We start from the raw sequence: 24,055 nt of genomic DNA, 5'->3' as shown, positions 1-24,055 counted from the left end.
ACAATGTCAATTAAAGAAGAAATTATGAATTCGCTAAAGAACGAAATTCTTACCCTGACGCTGAAACCCGGTACCATTCTAAGTGAGACCGCCTTGTCCGAACGGTTTCAGATATCAAGAACACCTTTACGCGATGTGCTGAAACAGCTCAGCCGGGAGTCCTACATTGATGTTTATCCCAAAAAGGGCAATTTGGTCTCTTATATTGACCTGGAGTCGGTCGAACAGATTATTTACCTGCGAAGTGTTCTGGAAAAAGAGATTATCAAATATCTGTCCACTCATCTTGTACTCAAAGGCGTACATGAACTGAAAGATATTTTGCAGCAGCAGAAAGCCGCCATCCATGAAGAATCGGCCACAGAGCAGTTTCTCCGCCTGGACGATGCATTCCACGCTGCCCTGTTCAGGTTAGCCGGCCGGGAGTTCCTGTGGAATCTGATTCAGCAGTCCAATGTGCATTATGAAAGATACCGCAGACTGCACATGCTGAGAACGGAGAAGCTTGAGGAAATCTGGAATGAGCATCAGCGTATCCTTGAATACATGATGCAAAAGGAAACCGAGTCCATTGAGGCGTTGATTCATCACCATCTGCGGGAGGATATCAATTCGCTATACCTGCAGGAGAACTTCTCGGAGTACATCAGAACATAAATGAAAAAGGGCTGTCTCCACAGTAGAAACCTCTACTGTGGAGACAGCTCTTTATTGTTCGTACATGGACCAAGCATAGTGAAACCTATGTATCGTGCTCCAGCCTAATCCGTAATTCCAAAATCATGAAGCAGCTGCTGCTTGTCGAGCGCAGGCAGACCCAGCGGTTCGCGAAATTTCTGCAGCTTCACCAGCAGATCCTCTTCTTTGGCATAGACATAAGGGCTCTTCCAGACCGAATCCAGTGTAATCAGCTCACTGGATGAAGGCTTCATGGATTTATAATTCAGAATCCAGTCACGGAGCTGAACCTTGTCGATATCGGTGCGGATATTCTCCCCCAGGATGTCGATGATATCCCCCAGCTGAGCGAGCCCGTTAACAGAATCCAGCTTGCCCAGAATCAGGTTCAAGACCTCCTGCTGCCGCTCATTGCGGGATATATCTGAGGATTCAGCCGTTCCCCGGTTCGACTTGCGGTAACGGACGAAATCCAGCACTTCCTTGCCGCTTAAATGCTGCATCCCTTTAGTCAGATTAATATTCGTTCCGTCCGCATTATCCACATAGCGCATATTCATCGGCACATCGATATCCAGTCCGCCAAGCTCATCCACTATGCTGCTGAACGCCTCAAAATTAACCAGAATCATATGGTCAATGTCGACCTGCAGAATGCTGCTGTAGAACTCCTTGGTCTTGCTTAGATCCTCACCTTTGTTATGTGAGTAATAATAAGCGTAATAATAATTGGCCTTATGCGTGCCGATATCACTGCTTGTGATCTTCATGTCACGGGGGATGGACAGGATGGACAGCTTTTTGCTCACAGGCTCATAGACCACCGGCATCAGCACATCCGTATTCAGCGTCCCTCCGCTGCCGCTCCGGTTGTCCACACCGGCGAGTAAGAACGTGAGCGGTTTATTCTCATCCACGGCATCCGCAGCCTCGGCCGAAGCTCCAGGCATAGGCGATGCAGGACTTGCCGTTTCACTGGGAGTCGTTCCCGATGCCGAAATCCGGTCAAGTGCCCGTTCAGCCTTATAATACAAAGTTCCTGCATAAACAGCTCCAGCGATCAGACACGTACCCAGCACAGCGGTCACGCTAAGCAGCGTTTTGCGGTTACGTGATTTGCTGCGCTGCGCTTTCCTTCTCTTGCTTCGTTCTTGCATTCCCTTCCTCCTGTTTACTCTCATTAGTATAAGGAATTATAGCATAGACCGGTGTTAATGCTCAAAAAATGGCAGAGATCAAGCTGACCGCTTGTGCCTTTAACAAAATACTCTTCACAGGCAAGTTGTTGATTTAATAGCCTTCCGGCATACAAAAACCGCAGCTAAACCGGCTGCGGTTTCCATCATTTGTAACCTGAACTATTTGCTTATGTGTGAAAATAATTACAGCTTGACCATTTGCCCCGTCTTCTGGGATTCGAATGCAGCCAAAATAACTTTCAGGGATCTCAGACCTTCTTCCCCAGAGATCGCCGGAGGTGTATCCGTTACGATGGATTTCACGAAATCATCAATGACACCACTCGGCACTTGTTTTTCATTGGTCGCCATAGCGCCCACTTTGTAGGTCTCGACCGTACCATTCGTAAGCTCTACGATCACTTCGTCACCCTCTACAGTACCAATCTTCATCACGCCATGCTCGCACCATAACACGGTACTGTTGTCTCCGCCTCTGTATTGTGTCCAGCTGGCAACCAGTGTTCCGATGGCGCCGCTCTTCATACGCAGGATGCAGGCTGCGTTATCATCGACTTCCGTGCCTTCTTTGTGCAAAGTGCTGATAAAGCCGGCAACTTCGGAGACTTCGTCGTTCAGCAAATAACGGATAAAGTCTGATTTGTGTACACCCAGGTCGCCCATCGCGCCCATGATTGCTTCTTCTTTGCGGAAAAACCAGCTGTCTGCACCGTCTACACTCCAGCCCTCCGGACCCGGGTGCCCAAAGGACGTGCGGAATGTGAGCACTCTGCCCAGTTTGCCGGAGTCGAGAATTTCTTTGGCCTTCACATGAGGCGGCATCAGACGCTGATTATGTCCAACCATCAGGTACACTCCGTTTTTACGGGCAGCTTCGATCATCTGCTCACCTTCTTCAGCGGAGCATGCCATGGGTTTTTCCACCAGAACATGTTTGCCTGCATTGGCCGCCGCAATAGCCATTGAAGCATGCAGATAGTTCGGCGTACATACGCTGACCGCATCCACTTCTTCATTAGCCAGTAATTCCTCGTAGCTGGCATAACCTTTGCCGCCATAGGTTTCGGCCATTTTCTCGGCGCGCTCCATGATAGGATCTGCAAAAGCAACCAGCTCTACGTGTTCACTCGCTGCATACTCTGGAATATGTCTGCGCTCGGCGATGGCGCCGCAGCCGAATACAGCAACTTTGATTTTTTTCATGTTAAATAGCTCCTTTAAGTAATGGATTATTATTGGTTTAAATAGTTTTGTTTGAGCCAGCTATAGCTGTTCGATATACTTTCAAGCGGCGGGTTCTGACAGACATCCTGCTCCACGATCAGCCATTGCACCCCCGCTTTCGCTGAGGCGTCAATAACCGCAGGCAGATTAACGGAACCTTGTCCCAATTCAAGCGTTATCATCTGACCCTGCTCGTCTGTACTGAAATCCTTCAGATGGAGAAGCGGCAGACGTCCGGCATATTTGTGGATATACTCGATCGGATGCTGTCCAGCGAATTGAACCCAGCACACATCCATTTCCACTTGAACCGCAGCCGGTGTGGTTTGCATAAACATGCCATCAAATGCGTTATGTTCTCCGGCCTGTCCTATAAATTCAAAATCATGGTTGTGATAACCAAAGATCAATCCCTGCTTACTGACTTCAGTTCCTATTTCCTGCAGCTCGGAGAACAATTTGCTCCACTCCTCACTGCTTTGAGGACGATCCTCGGGCATTAGAAAAGGACAGATCATATACGCTGCACCGATAGTTTTGAGATAATCAATCTCTTTTTGCAGATCCTTACGCATGGCTTCCAGCGAAACATGACTGCTGAATCCTTGGAGACCCAGCTCATCAAGCAGCAACTTCATTTGTTCAGCAGGAATATCTCCATACCCGGCAAATTCAACGCCTTGATAACCAAGCTCCGCCACCTTACGGAGTGTTCCTTCGAAATCCAAAGCGGTTAGATCACGGAGCGTGTACAGCTGCAACCCGATATTGATCTTGTTCATGATAACAAGCACCTCTGTCTACTTAAAATTTTATTGTTCTCTCTGGTATCATTCTAGTGGAATACAGACTAAAATGAACATATACAATATCGACAGAACATGAACTATTTGCTCTGAATTCGTTGGGAGGGTCATATTCGTGGATACGTCTCTGCTCATCTGCGATCACTCATATCACTATAAGTCGTTTAGCCACAATCTGAAGGGCGGATTACAGAATTACCTGTTCCGGCTGCAGACCGAAGGCTCCTGTGAAGTGACTTCACACGGCAAAGAGTACACCCTAAGTGGCGGTGATCTGCTGCTGCTCCGGCCAGGCGACGATTACCAGCTAACAGTGAAGGAACCGGACCATAAGGGACGCCTGTCCAGCGGAGACTATTATCTGTTCTGCGAAGGCCCCTGGATTGACGCCTGGTGGAAACGGAGGAACCGTCCGGTAGCTAACCGGATTGGCCTGGATGACAAGCTGATTGGCTTATGGCGCAACCTGCTGCTGGAGAAACGGCGCGGTTCGCTTGAAGAGGATACCGAGCTGAAGGATGTGCTGCTGCGCAGCCTCTGCCTGTATATTGACAGAGCGATTACTGAAAATGTACAGGCGGACCGGAAGGGTACGGCAACCCTGAAGCTCAAGCGGTTTATTGAAGAGCATGCCACGGTCACCTTTAAGCTTGAGGAAGCTGCCGGCTATGCCGGTCTTAGCCTGTCGCGGGCAGTAAGGCTGTTCAAGGAGCATTATGGTAAAACCATGATTCAATATGCGATTGAGATCCGGCTCAAAGCGGCTGTAGAACAGATCAAATACAGTGAATTGACGCTGGAGCATATTGCCGAAACTTGCGGCTTCGCCAGCTACTCTTATTTTCATCGGGTGTTCCGGGCTCACTTCGGCGTCTCTCCGTTAGAATACCGCTTGAAATGAGAGTGAGCCGCTGGTAGGTATTACGGGCAAGGACACTTTACTGCTCTGTTGTTCTGTACGTCGCCCGCCAGACACCAAAAAGGCTCAGTTGTCACTGAGCCTCTGCAAACGGCAGCGGGTACTCCTGATGCGAAAGCTTTATTTCCCCATGTAAAAACGCCGGTACCTCATTACTCTTTTATACATGGATTTATCCTTAAGCTGATTAAAGATATAGGGATCGGGATTCATGTTCACTTCAATAATCCATGGCGTCAGCGACCGGTCCAAACCGACATCTACACCAATTTGCCGAATCCGGGGGTAGGTTTTCTGCATATGAGCCGCCATGCGGGTGCCCAGTCTATTCAATTCCTCTGTCAGCTGCGCAAGCCTGCGCTCCGAAAGATGGGTCGAGAGCAATTTCTCAATCGCCATGGGTTTGCCGCCGCTATGGTAATTCGTCACTATTTTCCCCGGATGCCCGAGCCGTCCGATAATCCCGGTAGCTTCCCATACGCCCTTGGGGCTTAACTGTACCATCACCCGGATATCAAAGCGACGCCGGTTATGCTTCAGCAGGTGAATCCCTTTTTGAATCAAATAACTCCTGCCGCCAGTCTTCTTTGCCAGACTTTTGTGAAAGGCCTCAAAGCTGTCGAAATGACGGACGGTTTCTTCATACTGGTAAGTAAAGCCCTGCCGTTCCCCCCGCTCCGCGCGGATGACCCCGTTGCCATAGGTTCCCCGTTCCGGCTTGACATAGATCATTCCATAGCTGTGGATCATCTGCTCCAGATTACGTTTGCTGAACTTCCGGGTGTCCGGAATAAAGGGCCTGATCGAAGCGTTGCGCAGCAGCAATTTGGTCTTGAGCCATTTGCTCTGCGGTAAGTTAGCGTGTTTTGCCTTCACTCATGCACTCTCCTGTCTGAGATGGGATGAATTCCCTCCCTGATTTACATAGTCACTGCATCCTATGCAGAAGAGGCCCCGCTGAATTAAGCATCTATCCCGTAAGGAATAGATTATCTTTACGGTGATCTATGCCCGGTCATGAAGTGAATTCGCGGCATACATTAGTGCAGACGCTCATGTCAATTTGTGCATGGAGATGAAACTATGTCAGCAACCTCAGCAGGCTTAAGTATTAGCGGTCCCGCGATAGATGTCCTTATTCCGGCGATTGAAAAGGACCTGGCGACCCTCCCTCATGTGATCGACAGTCTTCGCCGCTATGTCCGCCATCCCATCAGCAATATCTATATTGTCTCACCGAACAGCAGCAAGATCAGAAATCTGTGCTTACGCAAAAACTGTATCTTTGTCAATGAGTCCACCGTTCTGCCGTTTACTAAAAAGGACATCCGTTATTCTTCCTCCCGCTGGAACCGTTCCGGCTGGCTGTATCAGCAGCTGCTTAAAATGAACGGTGATCATATTTGCCGGGAGAGTCATTTTCTGGTCATTGATGCCGATACGGTGCTGATTCGTCCCCACCGGTTCCGTACCGGGGGAAAGAGTATCTTTTATTACCGCAACTGGAGCCAGCCGGAATATTTCCGCACCTACCGGAAGCTGCTGGGTACTGCCGCCCCTTCACCCAAATCCTTTGTTACCCATTACATGCTGTTTGAGAAAGCAAAACTGGCCGGACTTAAAAGAAAAATCGAAGCCCGGCACGGGATGTCATGGCATGCCGCCATTATCCGCAGTATCGACAAGAAGAAACAGTTCGGCTTTTCCGAATTTGAAACCTATGCCAATTATGTCTACAGCGGAAACAGCGCCGCTGTGATATTAAAAAATGCCAACAATAAGTCTCTGAAAACCTCAGCCGCTTCTCTGGGTAAAGCGCAGATTCAGAAGTATGCCCGTACCTACCGTTCGCTTTCCTTCCATCAGCGTAAAGGATATTCCACTCCACCTAAGCATTAAGGAGGCAGACAGCCGTGCATACCATTCTTTTATGCGGCGGTTCCGGACAGCGGCTGTGGCCGCTGTCCGGACGGATCCGTTCCAAAATGTTTCTAGAGCTGCTTCCTGCACCGGGCGGAGGCACAGAGTCCATGCTTGGACGGGTATGCCGCCAGCTCAATCACTGCGGACTGGGTGAATCGGCGTTGTTCGTGACGCATAAGGATCAAATGGCACTGACCCGGCGGTATACCGGAAACGGATACCCGGTAATCGGGGAGCCTTATAAGCGCGGTACTTTCACTGCCGCCGCGCTTGGGGCGCTCTACTTGCACTCCACCGGAAAAGCTAAACCCGAAGATACCCTCTGCGTGGCTCCGGCGGATATGTTTGCGGATGATGCGTTCTTCCGTTTATTTCATCAGTTCACGGATACATTGGCCGCCTCACAGGCAGACCTTGTTCTGCTTGGGACAAGGCCCACCCATCCCTCGGACCAGTACGGCTACATTGTCCCGGGAAAGGGGACGACTTCCGCCTATTCGCCCGTCATTTCTTTTGAAGAAAAGCCGGTCATCTCCAGAGCCCGTGAGCTGTTACGGGAACATGCGTTATGGAACTGTGGAGTTTTTGCTTTTTCACTGCGCTTTATGCTGTCGCATCTGGAGCAAATGGGGCTGCCTATTGACCTTGCCGCATTTACAGACGCCTACCCCGGATTCCCGGTCCGCAGCTTTGACAAGGAAGTGGCTGAGCGCAGCAGCAAAGCCGTCGTGCTGCCGCATGAAGGCGAGTGGCGTGATCTGGGAAGCTGGGAAACACTGACTGCCCAGCTGAATCATCATGTAATTGGTGCAGGGGGCATTTGGGGAGAGTCGGGTTATACCCATATTGTCAATGAATTGAACATTCCGCTGCATGTGATCGGCGTGCCCGGCATAGTTGCCGTAGGAAGTCCCGAGGGCATTCTGATTGCCGGCAAAGCAGAAGCAAATGCCATTAAAGAAATCCTCCAAGACGTTTCCGCTGCACCGAGGTATGGGGAAACTGAATGGGGGAGCTTTACCGTGCTGGACGAGGCAACCAGCGGTTCGGGGCATGTGCTTACAATTAAATTGTCCCTGCTGCCGGACCATGCCCTGGCTGAAATGCCCTGTCTTCATTCCAGCAAGAGCTGGATGATAGTGTCCGGTCACGGAGAAGTCGTTCTGAACGGATCGGTTGCTGCGGCCCGCACAGGTGAGATATTTACAATGGTTCGGGGAGATCGGCATGGAATCAGGGCTTTCACCGCCATGAAACTGATTGAGATACGGACTCTCGAAGAAGAGAATGATGATGACGATAGAATCTACGACTCGTAATCAGGGATGAGAGGGTTAGAAAACGCTGTCGCATTTTGAGGAGATCATCCGTTCGGTGAAATCATCCAATGAATTCTTTTCCAGTAGGCCATCGTTGCCTCGGGCAGTTTGATATAGCCCATTGAAACTGCCCAGGCGACGGCCATTTTCACATAATATCCGTCATGCTTGTATAACTGGATTACATATCAACTTGACAGAGTCAAATAGTCATTATACAATATTCAACGTTGAGTAATGGAGGTGGAACACGGTTGACACGATTACTTGTACTTGGAATGCTGAATGTTCAGCCTATGTCTGGTTATGATGTGCAGCAGGGGCTGCAGATGACAGATGCGGAACGCTGGGGTGGGGTGCTGATCGGTTCTATTTATCATGCACTGAAAAAAATGGAGCTGGAGGGTTATGTTGCGGTCACAAGCATTGAACAGACCGGGCATCGCCAAAAGGCGATTTACACCATTACTGAATCCGGAAAACAGTATCTGCAGGAGCTGATCAGCGATGCGCTAAAAGCTTCTTCTGTGCTATACCCTTCGAAGATGTATTCCGGTTTATCCTTTTATGAAAAACTGCCGCCGGAGGAATGCCGAAGAGCATTAGAACAGCAGCGCAGCACTCTACAGGACGAATACGACGCTGTGAAGCAAGGTTTTGAAGCCAAAGATGCAGCCATGCAGCATAACATCCCTCCAATGGTCATGTTGATCATGGATAATATGTTCGCCATTATCCGGCAGCAGCAGGATTTTGTTGAAAAGGCGCTGGCGCTTTTGGATACGCAGGAATAAACACTCTCCCTCATAACTGAGGGAGAAAAAAATGCCCCTATACTCAACGATGAATAAACAATGTGAAGTAAAGGAGAGTGGAAAGAATGAACCTCATTGAAGCCAAAGGGATCCACAAGCAATTCCGTAACCGTGAGGTAGTAAAGGGAATTGACCTGGAAATCAGGCAAGGAGAAGTTCTTGCTCTGATTGGCACAAACGGAGCCGGAAAATCAACCACCTTGGCGATGCTGTTGGGGATTTTGCAGCCGGATTCCGGCGACATCACACGCTGGAGGGACGATTACCGTGCGCATATAGGTGTGCAGCTCCAATCGACTCCATTTTTTGAAGGATACACAGCTGAAGAGAATCTTGCACTTTTTGCGGCACTTTATCATGTGAAGCTAAGCAAGGCGCAAATACGAAACAAGCTGGAGGAATGCAACTTAGCAGATGCAGGAAAAACACCAGCCGCCCGTTTGTCCGGCGGACAGCAAAAGCGGCTTGCCATTGCAGTCACTGCGATACACAATCCCGATTTAATTGTTCTTGATGAACCAGCGGCTGGGCTTGACCCCCGGGCACGTCAAGAAATTAGAAGAATGATTGAGCGGCTTGCCGGGAACAAAGTGACTGTGCTGTTCTCCTCTCATGATATGGAGGAAGTATCCCGTATCGCTGATCGCTTGATTTTGATGGACAACGGACAAATCATTGCTGAGGGACAACCGGAAGACTTGTTGCAGCAATATCATGCTGAAAAACTGGAAGATCTATATCTTCAGTTGACCGATAATGCTTAGATTGGGAGGAAAATACAATGAAAACTATCTTCAAACTTACGCTTAAATCAGCAACCCGTGATCCATTTTTATTATTTTGGTCGATTGTGTTACCGATAGGCGGAACCATTGGCTTGGGAATGTTTATACAATCTCCGGATTACCCTGAGCGCATACTAACCGGCATGATGGCTGTCAGCATTTTGTTCTATTCGTTCATGACCACATCCTTCGCGGTCCTGACACAGCGCCGAAGAGGTGTATACAATCTGCTGCGTGTAACCCCTATGTCTCTCTGGAAATATATATGCAGTATTTCAGGTGCATGGACACTGACTTCTCTTGTGTGTGCAATCCTCGTATTGATATCAGGTATTTTTGTTTTTGAGCTGAATATTGCAGTACGTTCTATTGTTGCATTGATACCGGTGATAATTATCGCTACGATTGGCTATGTTTTCCTGAGCTTTTTTGCCGCCAGCCTGAGCCGGACGGAGAGCAATGTAAGTATCCTAACGAATATGATTACTATTCCGCTATTGCTTTGCAGCAGCGCATTTTACTCCTTGGATAGTGCCCCGGGCTGGGTGCAGATGCTCAACCGGATTAACCCTTTTCAATGGTTTATCAACGGGTTACGCAATTCTCTGGCCTTGGAGTGGTCCGGCTACTTTATAAGTATGGGGCTATTGTCATTGGTGGGGATTGCCGCCTTTTTATTGGCATTAAGAACATTCAGATATGCTGATATATAAGTATCCCGCAGACCGAAACAGCGGCAGTCCAGACATGAAAAACACGCCCAAAATGCCGCTGTTTTATTGCTTTATCGTTCTCCGTCTGTTTCAAAAGTCTTTCTTTCCGCTTATTGCTTTTCGTTTGCGTCCTTTACCAAGAAACCCAGAAGTCCTTTGGCATAAGGTTCTGGTTGACCTAATACTTCTACCGGGGTACGGTCAATAACGGTTGTCATTTTAATAAATGACCCTATCTGCTCATCCATAAAATCAATGTCCAGCTTGTCTAAATATCCGTTGGGTCCTGTTGCACATAAATAGTCAGGCGCTGGAACAAGTGAGATATTCGGTATCCCGGCGTCAAATAACGGTTGCCCTTCGCCGAAATGAATATTGTTTACCGGTTTCAACGTTATACTTCTCACTTTCGTTCTTCCCTTAAGCGAATCCAAATAAATCGTATTCATCATCTCATTTGCTGTATACACAAGTTCAGTTTCAAGATTTCCGGTGTCGCTGTATTGACTAATCTCCTGATTATCTTTCCATTCCCTGCATCCCAAGTGCTCCAGTGTAAGACCCGCCACCGCCTTCTGATGGCCTCCTTCTCCGTCCCAAAGTTCAGGATGATCTTGCAGCCAGCGTGTAGTGGCTTGACCCTGTATGCCGAATTGCGGAATTTGGAAGTGACCTGTAACGAACACAAACACTAAGTCCCTTTGACGCTGTTCCAATGGAAGCTTTGAGAAATACTCTGCCATCGCCAGCAGGCCAACCCCTCCATTTTCCTCACAGGCATTCGGTCCGTCTGTATGGGTATTGATCAGGATATTTTCGCTACTATTCGTTCCCGGAAGAATGGCATAAAGCGTATCGCTATCTGCATTTTCCTCGATTTCAGCATGCAGCACTAAACGTGCTTTAGCATGCCGGAAGGCTAGCTGCTTCAATTGATCTCCTGTGTTCCCGTCTACCCATAGAGCCGGACAGTCTTTAAGTGCAGTTGTGAATGGAAGGTATTGCCCCCTAACGTTTTCTGCGGATATCTTTTTCCAGACACATATCACGCCTAACACTCCAGCTTGTTGTGCCTCTACTAAATCCGGACCTTTCATTAATGAACTAACAACAGAATTTCTTAGTCCGAAAGGAAGCTTTGCGCTTTTAGGAAACGAGGTTCTTTTTCTAAGTGCTACCGAAGAGGGAAGTTTAGAAACGGTTACTTCCACAATCGCGATTTTTCCAGCCGCCTGTTTGTAATTTCCGGGTCCTGAACCACAATAGATCAGTTCACCCACAACGCCATCCTCTGTGGTTGTTCCTGAATAGGGGTAGTAAGACGTAACGGGATATTCCTCTATGCCGCCATGTTCCGCCTGCACAGACAGACTCCATTGCTTCGCTTCCCATTTTGTGAATAAATGCTTGTCCCGGTTGACTTTCAGTCCCATGTCCGTTAATTCTTGTTCGAAAAAATCAATCAGCTTTCTATGTGCCTTATTTCCAGTAAATCGCGGACCCACTCTATTTAGCTCTTCTTGCCAATACCATAGCTTTTTTTTGTCAGGAAGGATGTTGCTATTCATAGTGCATAGCTCCTTTTTTGCTGTAGCTCAACTTAATACTTTTCTTCATCACTGATTCCAGTATAAAGGTTGAAGTATACTGCAAGGTCAAGCTCCTCCTAAAATTAAAGACCCGCAGAGGGAGGGGGCATCCATCCCTTCTGCGGGTCTAACTTGTATTTCAGCGCTGCTTCTATATTAGAACAAATTTTGAAAAAGCAATCCCATCAGCACAGCAGATTCTTGATTTAACAGCATATCATTCGGCCGATATTGTACCGTTCCATTAGTCGTTGCAACATCAGGACCATACAGATGAAGGCCCACTACGAATTGTACACCTTCAGATGCCCAAGGGCTGACATCCTCGCTTAACTCAGCCTTTACAGGTTCAACCATTAAATTTTGCTTCACCAGCCTCCATATTATAGTTGCTGCCTGCTCCCGGGTCACAGGCTCATCCGGGCGGAAGCTTCCATCCGAAAATCCTGATACGACTCCGCTTTCAACTGCAGTCTGAATAACTGCCTCATACGGATGACCCTTAGTATCGCTAAACTGGCTAGGTGTTGAAGAAAGCGGGAAATCTGTAAACTTGAACAACTGGGCAATAAATTTGCCCCTTGCCAGGGGTTCTTCCGGTTTAAATGTATCCTGATCCTGCTGAATCACTCCCAATTGAACGAGCTCATAAATGTATTTTGCGTAAGGATGATCCTCTGGAACATCGGAATATTTCGCAGGCTCAGGAAGCTTCTCAGACCAACTCCCCTCCTTGTTGTAAGAGAAGTATTCTATGTTCCCGTCTTTATCCGCTTTGAAGCCGGCAGGCGCTCCCTCCTCATCATAGAACAGCATATCCTTTGACTGGCGTAAGACATGCTCTCCCCGGGGATCAGACACCATCAGAGTTCCGTCACCGGCCTTAATATTGTAGGTCCAGCCAGGCATACGCAAATCCCGATATAACCCTTCGAATGGATGCAGTTGCTCTTGCGTAGGCTTCGGCGTTTTGATCACAGGACTTATCCCTTTGTCAGGGAAATAGCGGTTCATAAACTGCTCAAAGAAGGGGGCCCGGAGGTTACCTTTATCACTGTTAAACACAATGAATATTCCCGTTTTCTCTTCAGGCAGCAACCATAGATTGCTATGAAATCCGGGTAAATCGCCACCCTTCTCAACGACAGTGTATCCATTGTAAGACGACGGATAAATAGTCTCCAGGCCATAACCGCTCCCCGGAATATCAGGATGAATAGTCACACTGTTCTTCTCCATCTCCAAGACTGAGTCTTTCGTTAAGATGCGTTTAGAACCCTGTTGTCCATAGTTAACCATCGCCTGAAGGAATTTCGCCATGTCACTGCCTGTTGAGAACATGAGTCCTTCCGGACCACTGTCAGGGATATTGGGGATCTGTGCTTGAGGTTTCAGTGTAATGTCATAAGGGGTAGCAATGGCCTTTTTCACCTCACTGTTGAACAGCACATTACTGTTATCCATACCTAAGGGTTCGAACAAGCCCTTTTTCATATATTCTTCAAAGGATGAGCCGCTCACCTGTTCGATAATGTAGCCCAGCAGAGAAAATCCATAATTGTTATATCTGTAGGCTTCACCAGGTTTACGGGTAACAGTGGGTACTGTTGCTTTTACATATTCCTCCAAGCTGTAGGCTTTAGCAGGATCAGCGGACCCGCCTAAATCAAAACCCGAAGTATTAGTCATCAAATGCTTAAGAGTAAGCGGGGACCCTGTTTTATTAGGAATTTGCAAATGAGGCAAATAGCCCTGTATATCCTTATTCAAATCAACCTTGCCTGCCTCAGCTAACTGCATGATACCTACAGAGGTAAGCAGCTTGGAGACGGAAGCCAGACGAAATACGGTCTTATCTGCATCGAAAGGTTTCTTGGCAGCAACATCAGCGTAACCGTAACCTTGATTAAGCAATACCTTGCCATCTTTAACTACAACAACTGCAGCTCCTACAAGCTGTTCTTGAATTTCTTTCTGTTTAAAAAATTGATTGGTAAATTCCTTTACATCTGCCTGTTCCAACTTTGCGTCTGAGCGCTGAACGGGTTCAGCTTTCGCCAGTGCTGTTGAAGGCAGTATAAGCAAGGTGGCAAGGGCCAGCCCGAGGATTTTTTTCATCATAAATCTCCTAATCATAGAATTGGTTAGTACTCCATAAGCAAAAGGGTCTAAATAGTTTGTCCGTAGGTTTCAACTATGATGTCATCTGGTAACTCCCTCCTTTGTCTGCATCGGTATCCTATACCCTTCCTAGTTTACTCAATCAATTCTTAACAATCTTTATTTGATTCTTAACTGTTTCTTAAAAACGCAGCCCAAAGCATTTTGTGGTAGTATTTAGGATGTAGAAGGGGGTATGGATTATATTCTTTAAAAAATTCAGTTTCTGGTTGCCGCTGCTCTCTTTGATCTGTTGCTTCATTAATTTGTCTGGAAATGATGATAAAAACTTGCTGCTGGCTTTCACCAGTCCGTTACTTTTATGGTTTGAACCTCAGTTGACGGAGTTGCATCAATCTATGAAAAGCGAGCTCCTTTGGCAGTATGTTCTATATGGCATTCATTTTTTCTCATGGTTATTTATAGCGCTTATTATAGATTGGGGAATCTCACGTTACAGAGCGGCTAAAAATAACAATTAACCGAAGATGGTTTTTGGAGTTCGTGATGCGATATTTGGAATGTAAAAAAACCGCCGGGCACTTTGTTAAGTACCTGGCGGGTAATGTTGTCTAATCCAGAGGGATCATGGATCGGGCCGAAGCTTCATACTCTTGGGGGATGAAGGGTTTAGCTGAAGAATAATTCAAGTATGTATCCCCTATTTTAAAATATAAAAAGGCCACGCTGCTTTCATTTTCTGGAATCCATTTACCGGTTACTTCATCGGTAAGCTGCACTTCTTTTTCATCGCCGCCCTCTACAGCAGGCCCAATCTCTTCTTCAGATTGAGCAATAGCCATACGCAGGAATTTAAGGATTAACGTATTCCCTTTCACCTCTATACCTTCAAAGGAATCGTCCGGCCCACCGCCAATTGTAGGGATATACACTGTTTTGACTCCAGCCTTTTGAGCCGCTGCGAGAATCTCCTTCTTCTGCTGATCGGTATATATCAAAGTATTGATTTCATTTTCTGCTGCAAAAGGAGAAGGAGAAACTGTATTATTCGGATGATTAGACACGTTGCTGCATCCTCCCAGCACCAGTACTGCTAAACAGCTCACCAGTAACAATTGTCTTATTGTATATTTCATGATTAGTCCTCCAGACTTGATCATTGTTTTCTATTTTAGAAGTATAGACTCCAGTCATAGTCGATAAGTTTCATAATGTTTTCAATTATAATAAATTTTTGTAAATTACTTTGCATAAAAGTGTAGAAGCACCCTCAGTACGGTGAAATACCGGCTGAGGGTGCTTCTTTTAATAAGACATACTGCAGTTTACTTCAGGTAGGTACCCGTCACTCCAATTCCGCCGCTGCCGTTTAACACATACACTCTCGCATTTCCTTTACCGGAGCACGTCAGTGTAATCGTGCCGTTGGTTACGTTTTTCGAATCGCCGGTCACCGCATCCACGTAAGTTCCGTTCGGAATTCCGGTAAAAGTGGCATTTCCCGAAATCGTAACCAATGCAAAGCTGTCAATGCCTTTGGCGTTGTCGGTATATCTTCTCTTAAACGCCAGGTTGCCCGTTACATTCTCTGTAGAATACTGACCTTTCTGCAAAGCAGGAACCGCTCTTCTGATTAGATTGAGCTGTCTGATATGTTTGGCCAGAGGATAGTTGAGCGAGTCCGCAAGTGTGCCTGTAGCATTGGTATATCTGCCGTAATCTTGTACCGTAACATTGCCTTCAATATGGTCGCCGTAGTAAGCGCGGCCTGTTGTGCTGAGTGGTGCGTTTGGACCGACATCGATAACGGATCCCTTTTTGAATTCGATTTCAGAGCCATAGAAGATGGCGGGGATTCCCCGGAAAGTGAACATCAGAGCGAGATTCTCAGCCCAAGTGTCCTGTGTACCGGCAAAGCGCTGATTTTCCGGAGCCTGGTCGGGAGCGTAGTCATGAGAGTCGATGTAGGTTACATTCCAGGTTGCATCGTTATAGAATTGGTCACCGCTTTTCATACTGAATGCTTCCTGTGCTGACTTGAAGGCCCAATGCATAGGGAAATCAATCACATCCATACCCGATTTCATTGAATAGTCAGGCGCATGATAGGTATTTCCGATCAGGAAAGCATTGTTTGAGGTAGGCTGTCCTGCTGTAGTCGAGTTATCTGCCCACTCCTGTTCAACCGACGCTTTATTGGAAGCGTAATCATTTGTGTTATCGCCCGGATACGATTTCGAAGATTTCCAGGTATAAAATGGTGTCGAAATTGCCGGAATCCCGCTGTTCCATACATCTCTGTAGCGGGTGGCCACTTCACCAAAGATAAAGAAGTCCGAACCGCCTCTTGTCTTCCAGGCAGGAATAAAGTATTTATTAAAAATATACCGGCTCACGTGCTTCACTGTATCGAGACGGAAAGCATCCACACCCATATCAATATATTGGTTATAGGAGTCTATCAAATACTGGTCAACTACAGGATTTTCCGTGTTGAGGTCGACGCAGTCTCCGGCAATCTGTCCTGTCTGTACGGTATAAGATTCCCAGGAAAGACTTTTCTCCGTATGGTAAATGTTATTATTCGTCCCCTCTGTCTTCATTAAGGCAAGTCTTGCCTGATATTGCTGATCGGGTGTCATGGAATCATAGTTTGCCGGCAGCTTATCGGTTATTTTGAGCATGTTGTTAACGGTGTCCGGCTTGGTCTCATCTTTCTTGAACATGGGGAACAGATTCTCTTCACCGAAATTACCGGTATGATTAACGACGATATCCTGAATAACCTTCAACCCTTTGGCATGGGCTGCATGGATCAGCTCCTGATAGGAAGCGCCTGCCGATTCATACCTTGGGTCTACTTTGGCAAAATTGATCGGGTGATAACCATGATAATCATAACCGCTCGCATTCTCCACAACAGGTGTAATCCAGATGGCACTGAATCCGAGAGCCTTGATGTAATCGAGCTTTTGAATCAGCCCCTTGAAATCGCCTCTCCAGGCCGGGTCCGAATCCGGATTATTCGCCTTGGCATCATCCCATGCGTGCACGTTGTTGCTCGGATCGCCATCATAGAACCGCGAAGTGATCACGAAATAAATGCTGTCTTCCCGGAAATCTCCCGACTTTCCGATGTTGTAGACAAAGCTTTGTGTGGTTTGATTGCCGGCGCCGTCTATCACTAAGAACTTCAAAGTGGTGGTTTTGGAGATAAGTATGGAAGGTCCAGTCAAGCCGGTCAGTGCATTACCTGAAATATAGGCTTTAGAACTTGCGGATGGTTCCGAACCATCGTCTGTGTAGTATGCCCTCGTCGTTGCTGCCTTGTTATCTTTTATCGTGAAGGATACAGTGACCTGGGAATCGGAATGCCCAACAGGCAAATTCGCTGTGATTGTCGGGGCTTGAAAATCGGCATTTAAGTCAATCACATAAGCGAAAGAGACTACATTTCCTGCTTGACCCAATGAGTTCACAGCAAAGGCCTTGATGGTCAAAGAGGAAGCCACCTGAATTGGAGAGGTATACAAGGCCGATGCTGTCGTAGGTGTTGAGCCGTCTGTTGTATAGTAAATTTTATCACCGCTATTGGTACTGGAAAGTTTCACTGTCTGGGCAGAATCGTATGTTTTCGGCGCAGGAGAGACTGAAACCACTGGAATTTTGGGGATTTCCGGGTTGGCTTCATACCACACGTTATCCGTGTAATACCAGGACTCCTTCACACTGCGGGACAAATCGCCCGTCTGTTTACCGCTGCCGTCATTAAAAATAAGATTCGCGCCCGCGGCATCAGCAATGGTATAGCTGTACCAGTCGTTCCCATCCGACTTCATCAGAATTCCCGGCCATGCCCCGCTTGTTGGAACGGTTGCCGGACTCAGATTCCAATAATGGATTCGCATCGCTGAATTCCAGCTTGATGGTTTCTTAATGTGAACCGTTACCCCGGCTGCGATAGCTGTGGGTGTCGGAGTTACGGTTGCCGTCGGTGTTGGTGTTGGTGTTGGTGTTGCTGTTGCTGTCGGTGTTGCGGTAGCTGTTGGTGTTGGTGTTGCTGTTGCTGTCGGTGTTGCGGTTGCTGTCGGTGTTGCGGTTGCTGTCGGTGTTGCGGTTGCAGTGGATGTAGGTGTTACGGTAGGCGACGGAGTAGCTCCAGGCGAGACGGTCACATAGTCGATATTAATGTTTCCAGTGTCAGTGGAGTCGTATTTGTAAGCAACCGTATTATTTCCGGCCTGCAAGGAGAGCGTTTCTGTCTGGTCGCCCCATGTATCCCAATTGGCCAAGCTTGGCAAAGTTGTCTGTTTTACTTTTATTCCATTGACATAAATGGAGATGTTTTTGGCGCTGCCCGTTGCATTCGCATAGCGGAGAGTGGCATTATAGGCGGCCTGACTGGACGCCTGGACGCTGAAAGTTGTAGCTGCTCCGGAGGCGGTGTATCCATCCACAAACCCGGTCCCGGAATATCCGGTGTGGTTTGTATTTACTTTTGCACCTCCAGACAAGCCTGCGTTCTCGGCTTCGTATTTCCCGGTAACCGGAATTGTGACCGTCCAGTTTTTCCCGCCATTGCTATCCCAGTAATCTGTCGGGGCCGTAATATGATAACAATAAATTAGTGTGGCACCCTCCGGCACATTGATGTTCGCCGTAAATGTGGTCCCATTCCTGACCATGGCCGTGTCCACAGTATTCGTCCAGTTATTGGTAGTCCAGTGCAATGTCACAGCTGTCGCTGTAGAACTTGTATAGGTGACCGTATAATCGGTATCGCTGGCCGAAGCCCCTCCTGATAAGCCGAATAAGCTGAAGCAAAGCGAAAAAATAACCAACCATGAAACTAATCTCCGAGCTGTTTTGCGTGCCAAATAAACAACCTCCTGATCTAAATTTAATGGGACAGCGCGCGCAAACGTTTGCATTAAAGAGAAAAAAAAGAAAATCTTCTAATATGACAACATTGGTCCATTGATCTCCTCCTCTGCAGGTAATTTGGAAAGATCCATCATGTGTATACGCTTACAACTAGAGTCTTCGAGAAGCATCCGCTACGCTGTTACACAGAGTTTCATATCTCCAATGAATTTTCCTGTTTTGATTATAGTCTCCATACTTTTCCAGGTCAATGAATTTCTTTGCCTATTAAGCTGTAGATATAGCTATAAAATTCTCCGATATATTCGTACCGATTGTCGATTGTTAAGCTACATTGTCAACAATTGTTGGGTCAGCAGTCTCCCCCTTTCCACATGCGCAAATAAAAAAACGCAAGACCACCGCTTTTACGGGTATCTTGCGTTTTGGAGCTATATAGATTGAACTTAAGGTTTTAGAGTAAAGGATCAGTCGCAACTACGGTGAATATTTGGACTTCCGGCCGCTGTTGTCTTCAGATTTCTTGATTTTAACCGCTACTAGCGGTAGAAATCCGAAGACAAAGGCGGACACTACCGCTCCTCCAGTTCCAAAATCCCCCTCCATTGCTCCTTTTCCTTATCTCAGTTTTTAAGTTCAATCTATATAGCATTTATTGTCTTAATCAGCAGAAGGCCAGAACTGAAACCACTGGAAATCAAACTGGCTGCCTGGCAGGAACAAGAAGGTTACTGTCCGGCTGCCGCTTACAGGCTCGAGGATAAATTCCCGCTCTGTGTAGCCCTCTGAACCGGCAAACTCCACAAGCTGCTTGGATTCGCCCCCGGGGCCGCTGAACAGCAGATGAAGCGTATTATTCTCTAGTGCAGAGCGCCCGCAGATTACAATCCGTGTACATGCCTGCTCTCCAAAGTCCATGCCGTCAAACACAAGAGAGACATTATTCCCGATGCCTTCGATAGCTGTCTCCGTGACGTTGAAGGTGTCGCCATAAACCCGGCTGTTCTCAAGAGCGGCAAGCCGCTCGTAAGCTTTGCACTTGTGGACAAACCGGAACCCCTTCAGATGTATCTTCCGCCGCAGGACAAAGGAGAGGGAAGTGATGCCCGTCAAACGTTTGGGCAGCTTGTAGGTTTCCTCCTGATATACATTCCATTGTGACGGCTTCTGGTAGGTTACGATAGACAGCAGCCCGGCCCCCGGCTCTCCGGGAATGCCTTCCCAAATTTCAATCGGGAACTCCTCACTGTCGAGGGAGAAAATAGGAAGAATGATTTCATCCGCCCCATAGTCGCCGAAATCAATCCGTTCAAAACAGATCCGGCTCTCCCCTTCCCGCGCCGTTGCAACGCCGCGATCATTGCCGTTGGTCAGGTTAAGACTGGCACTGCTGTGATAGCCGGCGGATATAAATTCATAGGGGTCCAGATAAGCTTGGCCTAGCCCGGTGAGCTTGAATTCCATTTGCGAATAGAGCCGAATCCCCTCAGCACCATTGGCAGTGCCGCAGCGGATGTACACATCCCCATCTCCAAGACCCGTAATGACCGCTTCATGACCATCCGCCTCAATAGTCGCTATATTGGCATCTATCCCTCCGGCATTGGTAATGCGCCATTCTACATCCTGAAAGGTTGCATTCTCCGGATGAAGCTTCACACGAACCGGAAGCGCGGGATGCTCCGCAGTAAGGACATTGCCCTCAGGACAGATCAGTTCCAGCTTGCGCACCGGAATTTCCGCAGCCACGCTGCTCTGAATTCCTTCCGGTTCTTCCCTTGCCTCCAAAGGACAGTCCGCATAGAGGTATAACCGGTCTTCCGAAGCAGTTCCGGGTTCTGGTGCTGCGGACTGCAGCACCAGCCCGGCGGAAGGCATTTCAGGAGAAGAAGCACGCAGGGTGATCGTGCCCGTCTCCCGGGTGCCGGCAATCACAGCGAGCAGCTTGCCGCTGAACATTTTGCGGCTTACACCTTTGTATGGATCGTAGTCGGTGCTGTCGCCATTATCCAGACCAACCAGACGTCCGGGGCCTTCTATACTAAGGCTAACCCGGTTATTGGCGTTTGCCACCGGAAGACCTTCCTTGTCAGCTGCGGTAATCGTAACAAAGATCAGGTCCTCACCATCAGCTGTAATTTGCTGCTTATCGGGAGTCAGGACCAGAGAGGCGGCATCGCCAAAGGAGGATTGCTGCTCCGTAGCGATCACATTACCCAGATCATCATAGGCAACAGCACGGAGGACTCCCGGAGCATAAGGCAGCTGCCATTCTCCAAGCAGCTTGTGGCCATTGACATGATCAATGTCATAGGTTCCTTGGGATACGTCATTGAAGAACAGCTCAATCCGCGGCGCATTCGAGCAAACCCGGACATCAATGAGCTGCCCCCCCGAGAAGTCCCAGTACGGGAAAATATGGATCATCGGATGGGTTCTGTAATCCGTCCATTCCGCCTGATAAATGTAATAAGCATCCTTAGGAAACCCTGCCGTGTCCAATTGTCCAAAATAGGAGTTTTTGGTGAAGTACGGAGTCGGCTCTCCTATATAATCGAAGCCGGTCCACAGAAACTGTCCGAGAGAATAGGTGGCATCGCGGTCGGCCGTGATGCAGGCCTCCGTGCTTTTGGCTCCCCAGCTGGTTGAGCTGTTGCCGAGGGAGGAGCACTGCTGATCATCGTCGGCCAGCACTGACTGGGCCAGCGGGAAATGATAGATCCCCCGGCTCTGTACGGTTGAACAGGTTTCGCTGCCATAAATGATCCAGTCCGGGTGCTCCTGATGCTGGCGGTCATAATATTTCTCCCCGTAGTTGTATCCCGCCACCTTGACAATATCGGCGCATTTCTGCGCATTCTCCCAAGGCATGTAGTTGGAGCCGATCGTTACGAATGCGTTGCCCCGGGGATCGTGGGAGAGCACCTCATCCTGCAGCTGCCTTGTGACCTCCTGGCCGCGGGCATCAGCATGGGTGTCGTAGATCTCATTGCCGATACTCCACATGATGAGACTGGGATGGTTACGGTCCCGCCGTACCCAGCTAGCCACATCCTTCTTCCACCACTCCGGGAAGAAACGGGCGTAATCATAGGGAGTTTTGCTGCGCTCCCACATGTCGAAGGCTTCCGAGACGATAAGCATGCCCATTTCGTCCGCCAGTTCCATCAATTCAACCGCAGGCATGTTATGCGCGGTGCGGATGGCGTTCACACCCATTTCCTGCAGCAGGACGAACTGCCGCCGCAGCGCAGCCTTGTTGACGGCAGCGCCCAGACAGCCAAGGTCATGGTGCTGGCACACACCGTAAATTTTGACATGGTTGCCGTTCAGGAAGAAACCTCTCTCACTGTCCAATTCCACCTGGCGAAATCCGAAGCTTTGCCGTTCTTCTTCGGTAACTTCATCCTGATTGAGCAGCTCCATCTGGAGTGTATACAGACAGGGATTGCCGATATCCCAGAGCACCGGCCGGTCCACGGTCAGACGGCTGTGGGCATGAACGATACGACCGCCGCCCTGCGCAGGAAACGCAGATTCCCCTTGTGCGATTGCCGTTCCGCCTGCGTCCAGAATGGTGTGGCGGAGCTTCAGGCCTGATGTTTCCGCTCCTTCTTCCACCTGCAGCTCGCAGTCCACATCGACTGTCCAGGCTTCGCCGCCCGCATGCCGGGCGGCAATATAAATGCCATCGGGTGCTATGTGAGTCTTCGGATAAGTCTTCAGCCACACAGAGCGGTAGATCCCGGCACCGGAGTACCAGCGGGAATTGGGTGATTCATGAATGACACGCATATTAATCGTATTGTCTCCCTCAATCAGATAAGGGGTAATATCGAATTCAAAGGTCGAGTATCCGTATTTCCATTCGCCCGCCTCATGTCCGTTCACGTAAAGCGTAGAATTCATATACACTCCCTCAAAACGCAGGGACAGGCGGCTGTGGGCTGGCACTTCATCCAGGGTGAGGATTTTGCGGTACCAGCCTTCTCCGTTTTCATAGAGCCCTTGAGTGTTGTAGATCAGCCAATCATGAGGCAGCGAAACCGGCATCCAGTCCGCATCAGCGGCTACCTTCGCCAGCTCCGAATGAAGCGGCTGCTTACTGAAATGCCAGCCAGCATTCAGTTTTCTTTTGATACTCATATGGATAAGATTCCCCCCGTTTGTGGATTGCAGAGTGCAATTAATTATCCTTTCAATGCTCCCACCATAACACCTTTAACAAAATATTTCTGCAAAAAGGGATACAGGAGCAAAATAGGTGCCGTTGTCACGATGATGGCCGCATATTTTAATGTCTCGGCAACGTCGCGGCTCTGGATCAGGGTTGTGGTCCCAAGCATGCTGGCATTGTCGTTCTCGAGAATAATGTTTCTGACCACAAGCTGTATCGGATAGAGCTCCTGATCCCGCAGAAAGATCATTGCATTAAACCAGCTGTTCCAGTGGCCCACGCCATAATAGAGAATCAGTACAGCAACAACCGGCATGGACAGCGGAATGAAGATCCGGAACAGGATCGTAAAATGACCGGCTCCGTCCAGAAATGCGGACTCCTCCAGTTCCTTCGGAATGGCCATAAAATAGGTCCGCATAATGATTAAGTTAAAGGTGCTGACAGCCGTAGGCAGGATAAGCGCCCATAAGGAGTCCAACAGCCCGTAAGATTTCACAATCAGATAGAAGGGGACTAGTCCTCCCTGAAAAAACATCGTAAACACAATAAAGAACATGATCGGCTTCTGCAGCATTACCCCTTCCCGGGACAGAAAATAAGCTCCTAGAGAGGTCAGCGTCATATTAATACCGAGTCCCACTACTAATATGAAAAGAGTGTTTTTGAAGCCTGACAGGATCGTAGGATTGCTAAGAACTGCCTTGTAGCCCTCCAGGGAAAACCCTTGCGGCCACAGCAGGATGCCATTGAACGAAATCAGTTGGTTGCCTTCACTTAAGGAAGAGAAGAGGATATAGAGCATAGGATACAGCGTCAGAATAATCAGCAGCACCATAATAATGGTATTGCAAATGTCAAAAATACGTTCACCGAGCGACGTTTTAATCATCGTTGTCCACC

Annotated in this window: 19 protein-coding genes and 1 pseudogene; 8 read left to right on the top strand and 12 right to left on the bottom strand. The window is 48.3% G+C overall.

All coding sequences use genetic code 11. The features are described from left to right. Window positions 1-3: 3 nt before the first annotated feature. Entirely contained in the window at window positions 4-657 is a 654-nt protein-coding gene (locus NYE29_RS19755; RefSeq protein WP_340897152.1) for a GntR family transcriptional regulator, read from the top strand. A 104-nt stretch (window positions 658-761) separates the two neighbouring features. Here NYE29_RS19755 and NYE29_RS19750 read toward each other — a convergent pair whose 3' ends face one another. From NYE29_RS19750 to NYE29_RS19740, 3 genes are all read right to left on the bottom strand, one after another. Continuing rightward, window positions 762-1,835 (bottom strand): LCP family protein, encoded by a 1,074-nt coding sequence (locus tag NYE29_RS19750; protein ID WP_340897151.1) that lies wholly within the window; start codon window positions 1,833-1,835, stop codon window positions 762-764. A 225-nt stretch (window positions 1,836-2,060) separates the two neighbouring features. Then, the gene (locus NYE29_RS19745) at window positions 2,061-3,080 is read right to left on the bottom strand and encodes a Gfo/Idh/MocA family protein (protein ID WP_340897150.1); all 1,020 of its coding nucleotides are present in this window, start codon (window positions 3,078-3,080) and stop codon (window positions 2,061-2,063) included. A 29-nt stretch (window positions 3,081-3,109) separates the two neighbouring features. Next, window positions 3,110-3,883, bottom strand: a complete 774-nt coding sequence (locus NYE29_RS19740) for a sugar phosphate isomerase/epimerase family protein (RefSeq protein ID WP_340897149.1) — start codon at window positions 3,881-3,883, stop codon at window positions 3,110-3,112. A 139-nt stretch (window positions 3,884-4,022) separates the two neighbouring features. Between NYE29_RS19740 and NYE29_RS19735 the strand changes: the two genes are divergently transcribed. After that, window positions 4,023-4,808 carry a helix-turn-helix transcriptional regulator gene (locus NYE29_RS19735; protein ID WP_340897148.1) on the top strand — a complete coding sequence of 262 codons (786 nt, stop codon included), beginning with the start codon at window positions 4,023-4,025 and terminating at the stop codon, window positions 4,806-4,808. Window positions 4,809-4,946: 138 nt separating this feature from the next. On the opposite strand, the gene NYE29_RS19730 is transcribed toward NYE29_RS19735, so the two are convergent. Beyond that, a complete protein-coding gene (locus NYE29_RS19730; protein WP_340897147.1) occupies window positions 4,947-5,702 on the bottom strand; it encodes a YheC/YheD family protein in 756 nt (251 codons plus the stop codon). Window positions 5,703-5,909: 207 nt separating this feature from the next. Here NYE29_RS19730 and NYE29_RS19725 point away from each other — a divergent pair, with 207 nt between their 5' ends. Next, window positions 5,910-6,725, top strand: a complete 816-nt coding sequence (locus NYE29_RS19725; protein WP_340897146.1) for a DUF6492 family protein — start codon at window positions 5,910-5,912, stop codon at window positions 6,723-6,725. 14 nt (window positions 6,726-6,739) lie between these two features. Beyond that, a complete protein-coding gene (locus tag NYE29_RS19720) occupies window positions 6,740-8,068 on the top strand; it encodes a sugar phosphate nucleotidyltransferase (RefSeq protein ID WP_340897145.1) in 1,329 nt (442 codons plus the stop codon). 54 nt (window positions 8,069-8,122) lie between these two features. On the opposite strand, the pseudogene NYE29_RS19715 reads toward NYE29_RS19720, so the two are convergent. Further along, window positions 8,123-8,238: pseudogene (locus NYE29_RS19715) on the bottom strand (DNA alkylation repair protein); the annotation flags it as partial. A gap of 84 nt (window positions 8,239-8,322) precedes the next feature. On the opposite strand from NYE29_RS19715, the gene NYE29_RS19710 reads away from it, so the two are divergent. The 3 genes from NYE29_RS19710 (at window position 8,323) to NYE29_RS19700 (ending at window position 10,381) form a co-directional block, all read left to right on the top strand. Then, a complete protein-coding gene (locus tag NYE29_RS19710) occupies window positions 8,323-8,862 on the top strand; it encodes a PadR family transcriptional regulator (RefSeq protein ID WP_340897144.1) in 540 nt (179 codons plus the stop codon). Between the two features lie 86 nt (window positions 8,863-8,948). Beyond that, window positions 8,949-9,647, top strand: coding sequence for an ABC transporter ATP-binding protein (locus NYE29_RS19705; RefSeq protein WP_076113805.1), 699 nt, complete (start codon window positions 8,949-8,951; stop codon window positions 9,645-9,647). Window positions 9,648-9,664: 17 nt separating this feature from the next. Next, complete coding sequence (locus NYE29_RS19700; protein ID WP_340897143.1) at window positions 9,665-10,381, top strand: ABC transporter permease; 717 nt, start codon at window positions 9,665-9,667, stop codon at window positions 10,379-10,381. Between the two features lie 110 nt (window positions 10,382-10,491). On the opposite strand, the gene NYE29_RS19695 is transcribed toward NYE29_RS19700, so the two are convergent. After that, on the bottom strand, window positions 10,492-11,949 hold the full coding sequence (locus NYE29_RS19695) for a hypothetical protein (RefSeq protein WP_340897142.1): 1,458 nt from the start codon (window positions 11,947-11,949) through the stop codon (window positions 10,492-10,494). 177 nt (window positions 11,950-12,126) lie between these two features. Continuing rightward, the gene (locus NYE29_RS19690; RefSeq protein ID WP_340897141.1) at window positions 12,127-14,088 is read right to left on the bottom strand and encodes a serine hydrolase; all 1,962 of its coding nucleotides are present in this window, start codon (window positions 14,086-14,088) and stop codon (window positions 12,127-12,129) included. A gap of 308 nt (window positions 14,089-14,396) precedes the next feature. On the opposite strand from NYE29_RS19690, the gene NYE29_RS19685 reads away from it, so the two are divergent. Continuing rightward, window positions 14,397-14,612, top strand: a complete 216-nt coding sequence (locus tag NYE29_RS19685) for a hypothetical protein (protein WP_340897140.1) — start codon at window positions 14,397-14,399, stop codon at window positions 14,610-14,612. A gap of 90 nt (window positions 14,613-14,702) precedes the next feature. Here NYE29_RS19685 and NYE29_RS19680 read toward each other — a convergent pair whose 3' ends face one another. The 5 genes from NYE29_RS19680 to NYE29_RS19660 all read right to left on the bottom strand — a co-directional run bounded on the left by NYE29_RS19680 (window position 14,703) and on the right by NYE29_RS19660 (window position 24,044). Further along, window positions 14,703-15,227 carry a hypothetical protein gene (locus NYE29_RS19680; RefSeq protein ID WP_340897139.1) on the bottom strand — a complete coding sequence of 175 codons (525 nt, stop codon included), beginning with the start codon at window positions 15,225-15,227 and terminating at the stop codon, window positions 14,703-14,705. A gap of 189 nt (window positions 15,228-15,416) precedes the next feature. Continuing rightward, entirely contained in the window at window positions 15,417-18,968 is a 3,552-nt protein-coding gene (locus NYE29_RS19675) for an alpha-amylase family glycosyl hydrolase (protein WP_340897138.1), read from the bottom strand. A gap of 484 nt (window positions 18,969-19,452) precedes the next feature. After that, window positions 19,453-19,581 (bottom strand): hypothetical protein, encoded by a 129-nt coding sequence (locus NYE29_RS19670; protein ID WP_340897137.1) that lies wholly within the window; start codon window positions 19,579-19,581, stop codon window positions 19,453-19,455. Between the two features lie 54 nt (window positions 19,582-19,635). Beyond that, window positions 19,636-23,121, bottom strand: a complete 3,486-nt coding sequence (locus tag NYE29_RS19665) for a glycoside hydrolase family 2 TIM barrel-domain containing protein (RefSeq protein WP_340897136.1) — start codon at window positions 23,119-23,121, stop codon at window positions 19,636-19,638. Window positions 23,122-23,165: 44 nt separating this feature from the next. Next, the gene (locus NYE29_RS19660) at window positions 23,166-24,044 is read right to left on the bottom strand and encodes a carbohydrate ABC transporter permease (protein ID WP_340897135.1); all 879 of its coding nucleotides are present in this window, start codon (window positions 24,042-24,044) and stop codon (window positions 23,166-23,168) included. Window positions 24,045-24,055 lie beyond the last annotated feature (11 nt).

The organism is Paenibacillus sp. FSL M7-1046 (assembly GCF_038007405.1).
Taxonomy (GTDB): domain Bacteria; phylum Bacillota; class Bacilli; order Paenibacillales; family Paenibacillaceae; genus Paenibacillus_AQ.
This window is presented reverse-complemented; position numbering and strand designations above follow the sequence as displayed.

Excerpts from the sequence above, each read along its gene's own strand:
- NYE29_RS19755 (WP_340897152.1), top strand. The coding sequence starts at position 4 with ATGTCAATTAAAGAAGAAATTATGAATTCGCTAAAGAACGAAATTCTT.
- NYE29_RS19750 (WP_340897151.1), bottom strand. The coding sequence starts at position 1,835 with ATGCAAGAACGAAGCAAGAGAAGGAAAGCGCAGCGCAGCAAATCACGT.
- NYE29_RS19745 (WP_340897150.1), bottom strand. The coding sequence starts at position 3,080 with ATGAAAAAAATCAAAGTTGCTGTATTCGGCTGCGGCGCCATCGCCGAG.
- NYE29_RS19740 (WP_340897149.1), bottom strand. The coding sequence starts at position 3,883 with ATGAACAAGATCAATATCGGGTTGCAGCTGTACACGCTCCGTGATCTA.
- NYE29_RS19725 (WP_340897146.1), top strand. The coding sequence starts at position 5,910 with ATGTCAGCAACCTCAGCAGGCTTAAGTATTAGCGGTCCCGCGATAGAT.
- NYE29_RS19705 (WP_076113805.1), top strand. The coding sequence starts at position 8,949 with ATGAACCTCATTGAAGCCAAAGGGATCCACAAGCAATTCCGTAACCGT.
- NYE29_RS19700 (WP_340897143.1), top strand. The coding sequence starts at position 9,665 with ATGAAAACTATCTTCAAACTTACGCTTAAATCAGCAACCCGTGATCCA.
- NYE29_RS19695 (WP_340897142.1), bottom strand. The coding sequence starts at position 11,949 with ATGAATAGCAACATCCTTCCTGACAAAAAAAAGCTATGGTATTGGCAA.
- NYE29_RS19690 (WP_340897141.1), bottom strand. The coding sequence starts at position 14,088 with ATGAAAAAAATCCTCGGGCTGGCCCTTGCCACCTTGCTTATACTGCCT.
- NYE29_RS19680 (WP_340897139.1), bottom strand. The coding sequence starts at position 15,227 with ATGAAATATACAATAAGACAATTGTTACTGGTGAGCTGTTTAGCAGTA.
- NYE29_RS19670 (WP_340897137.1), bottom strand. The coding sequence starts at position 19,581 with ATGGAGGGGGATTTTGGAACTGGAGGAGCGGTAGTGTCCGCCTTTGTC.
- NYE29_RS19665 (WP_340897136.1), bottom strand. The coding sequence starts at position 23,121 with ATGAGTATCAAAAGAAAACTGAATGCTGGCTGGCATTTCAGTAAGCAG.
- NYE29_RS19660 (WP_340897135.1), bottom strand. The coding sequence starts at position 24,044 with ATGATTAAAACGTCGCTCGGTGAACGTATTTTTGACATTTGCAATACC.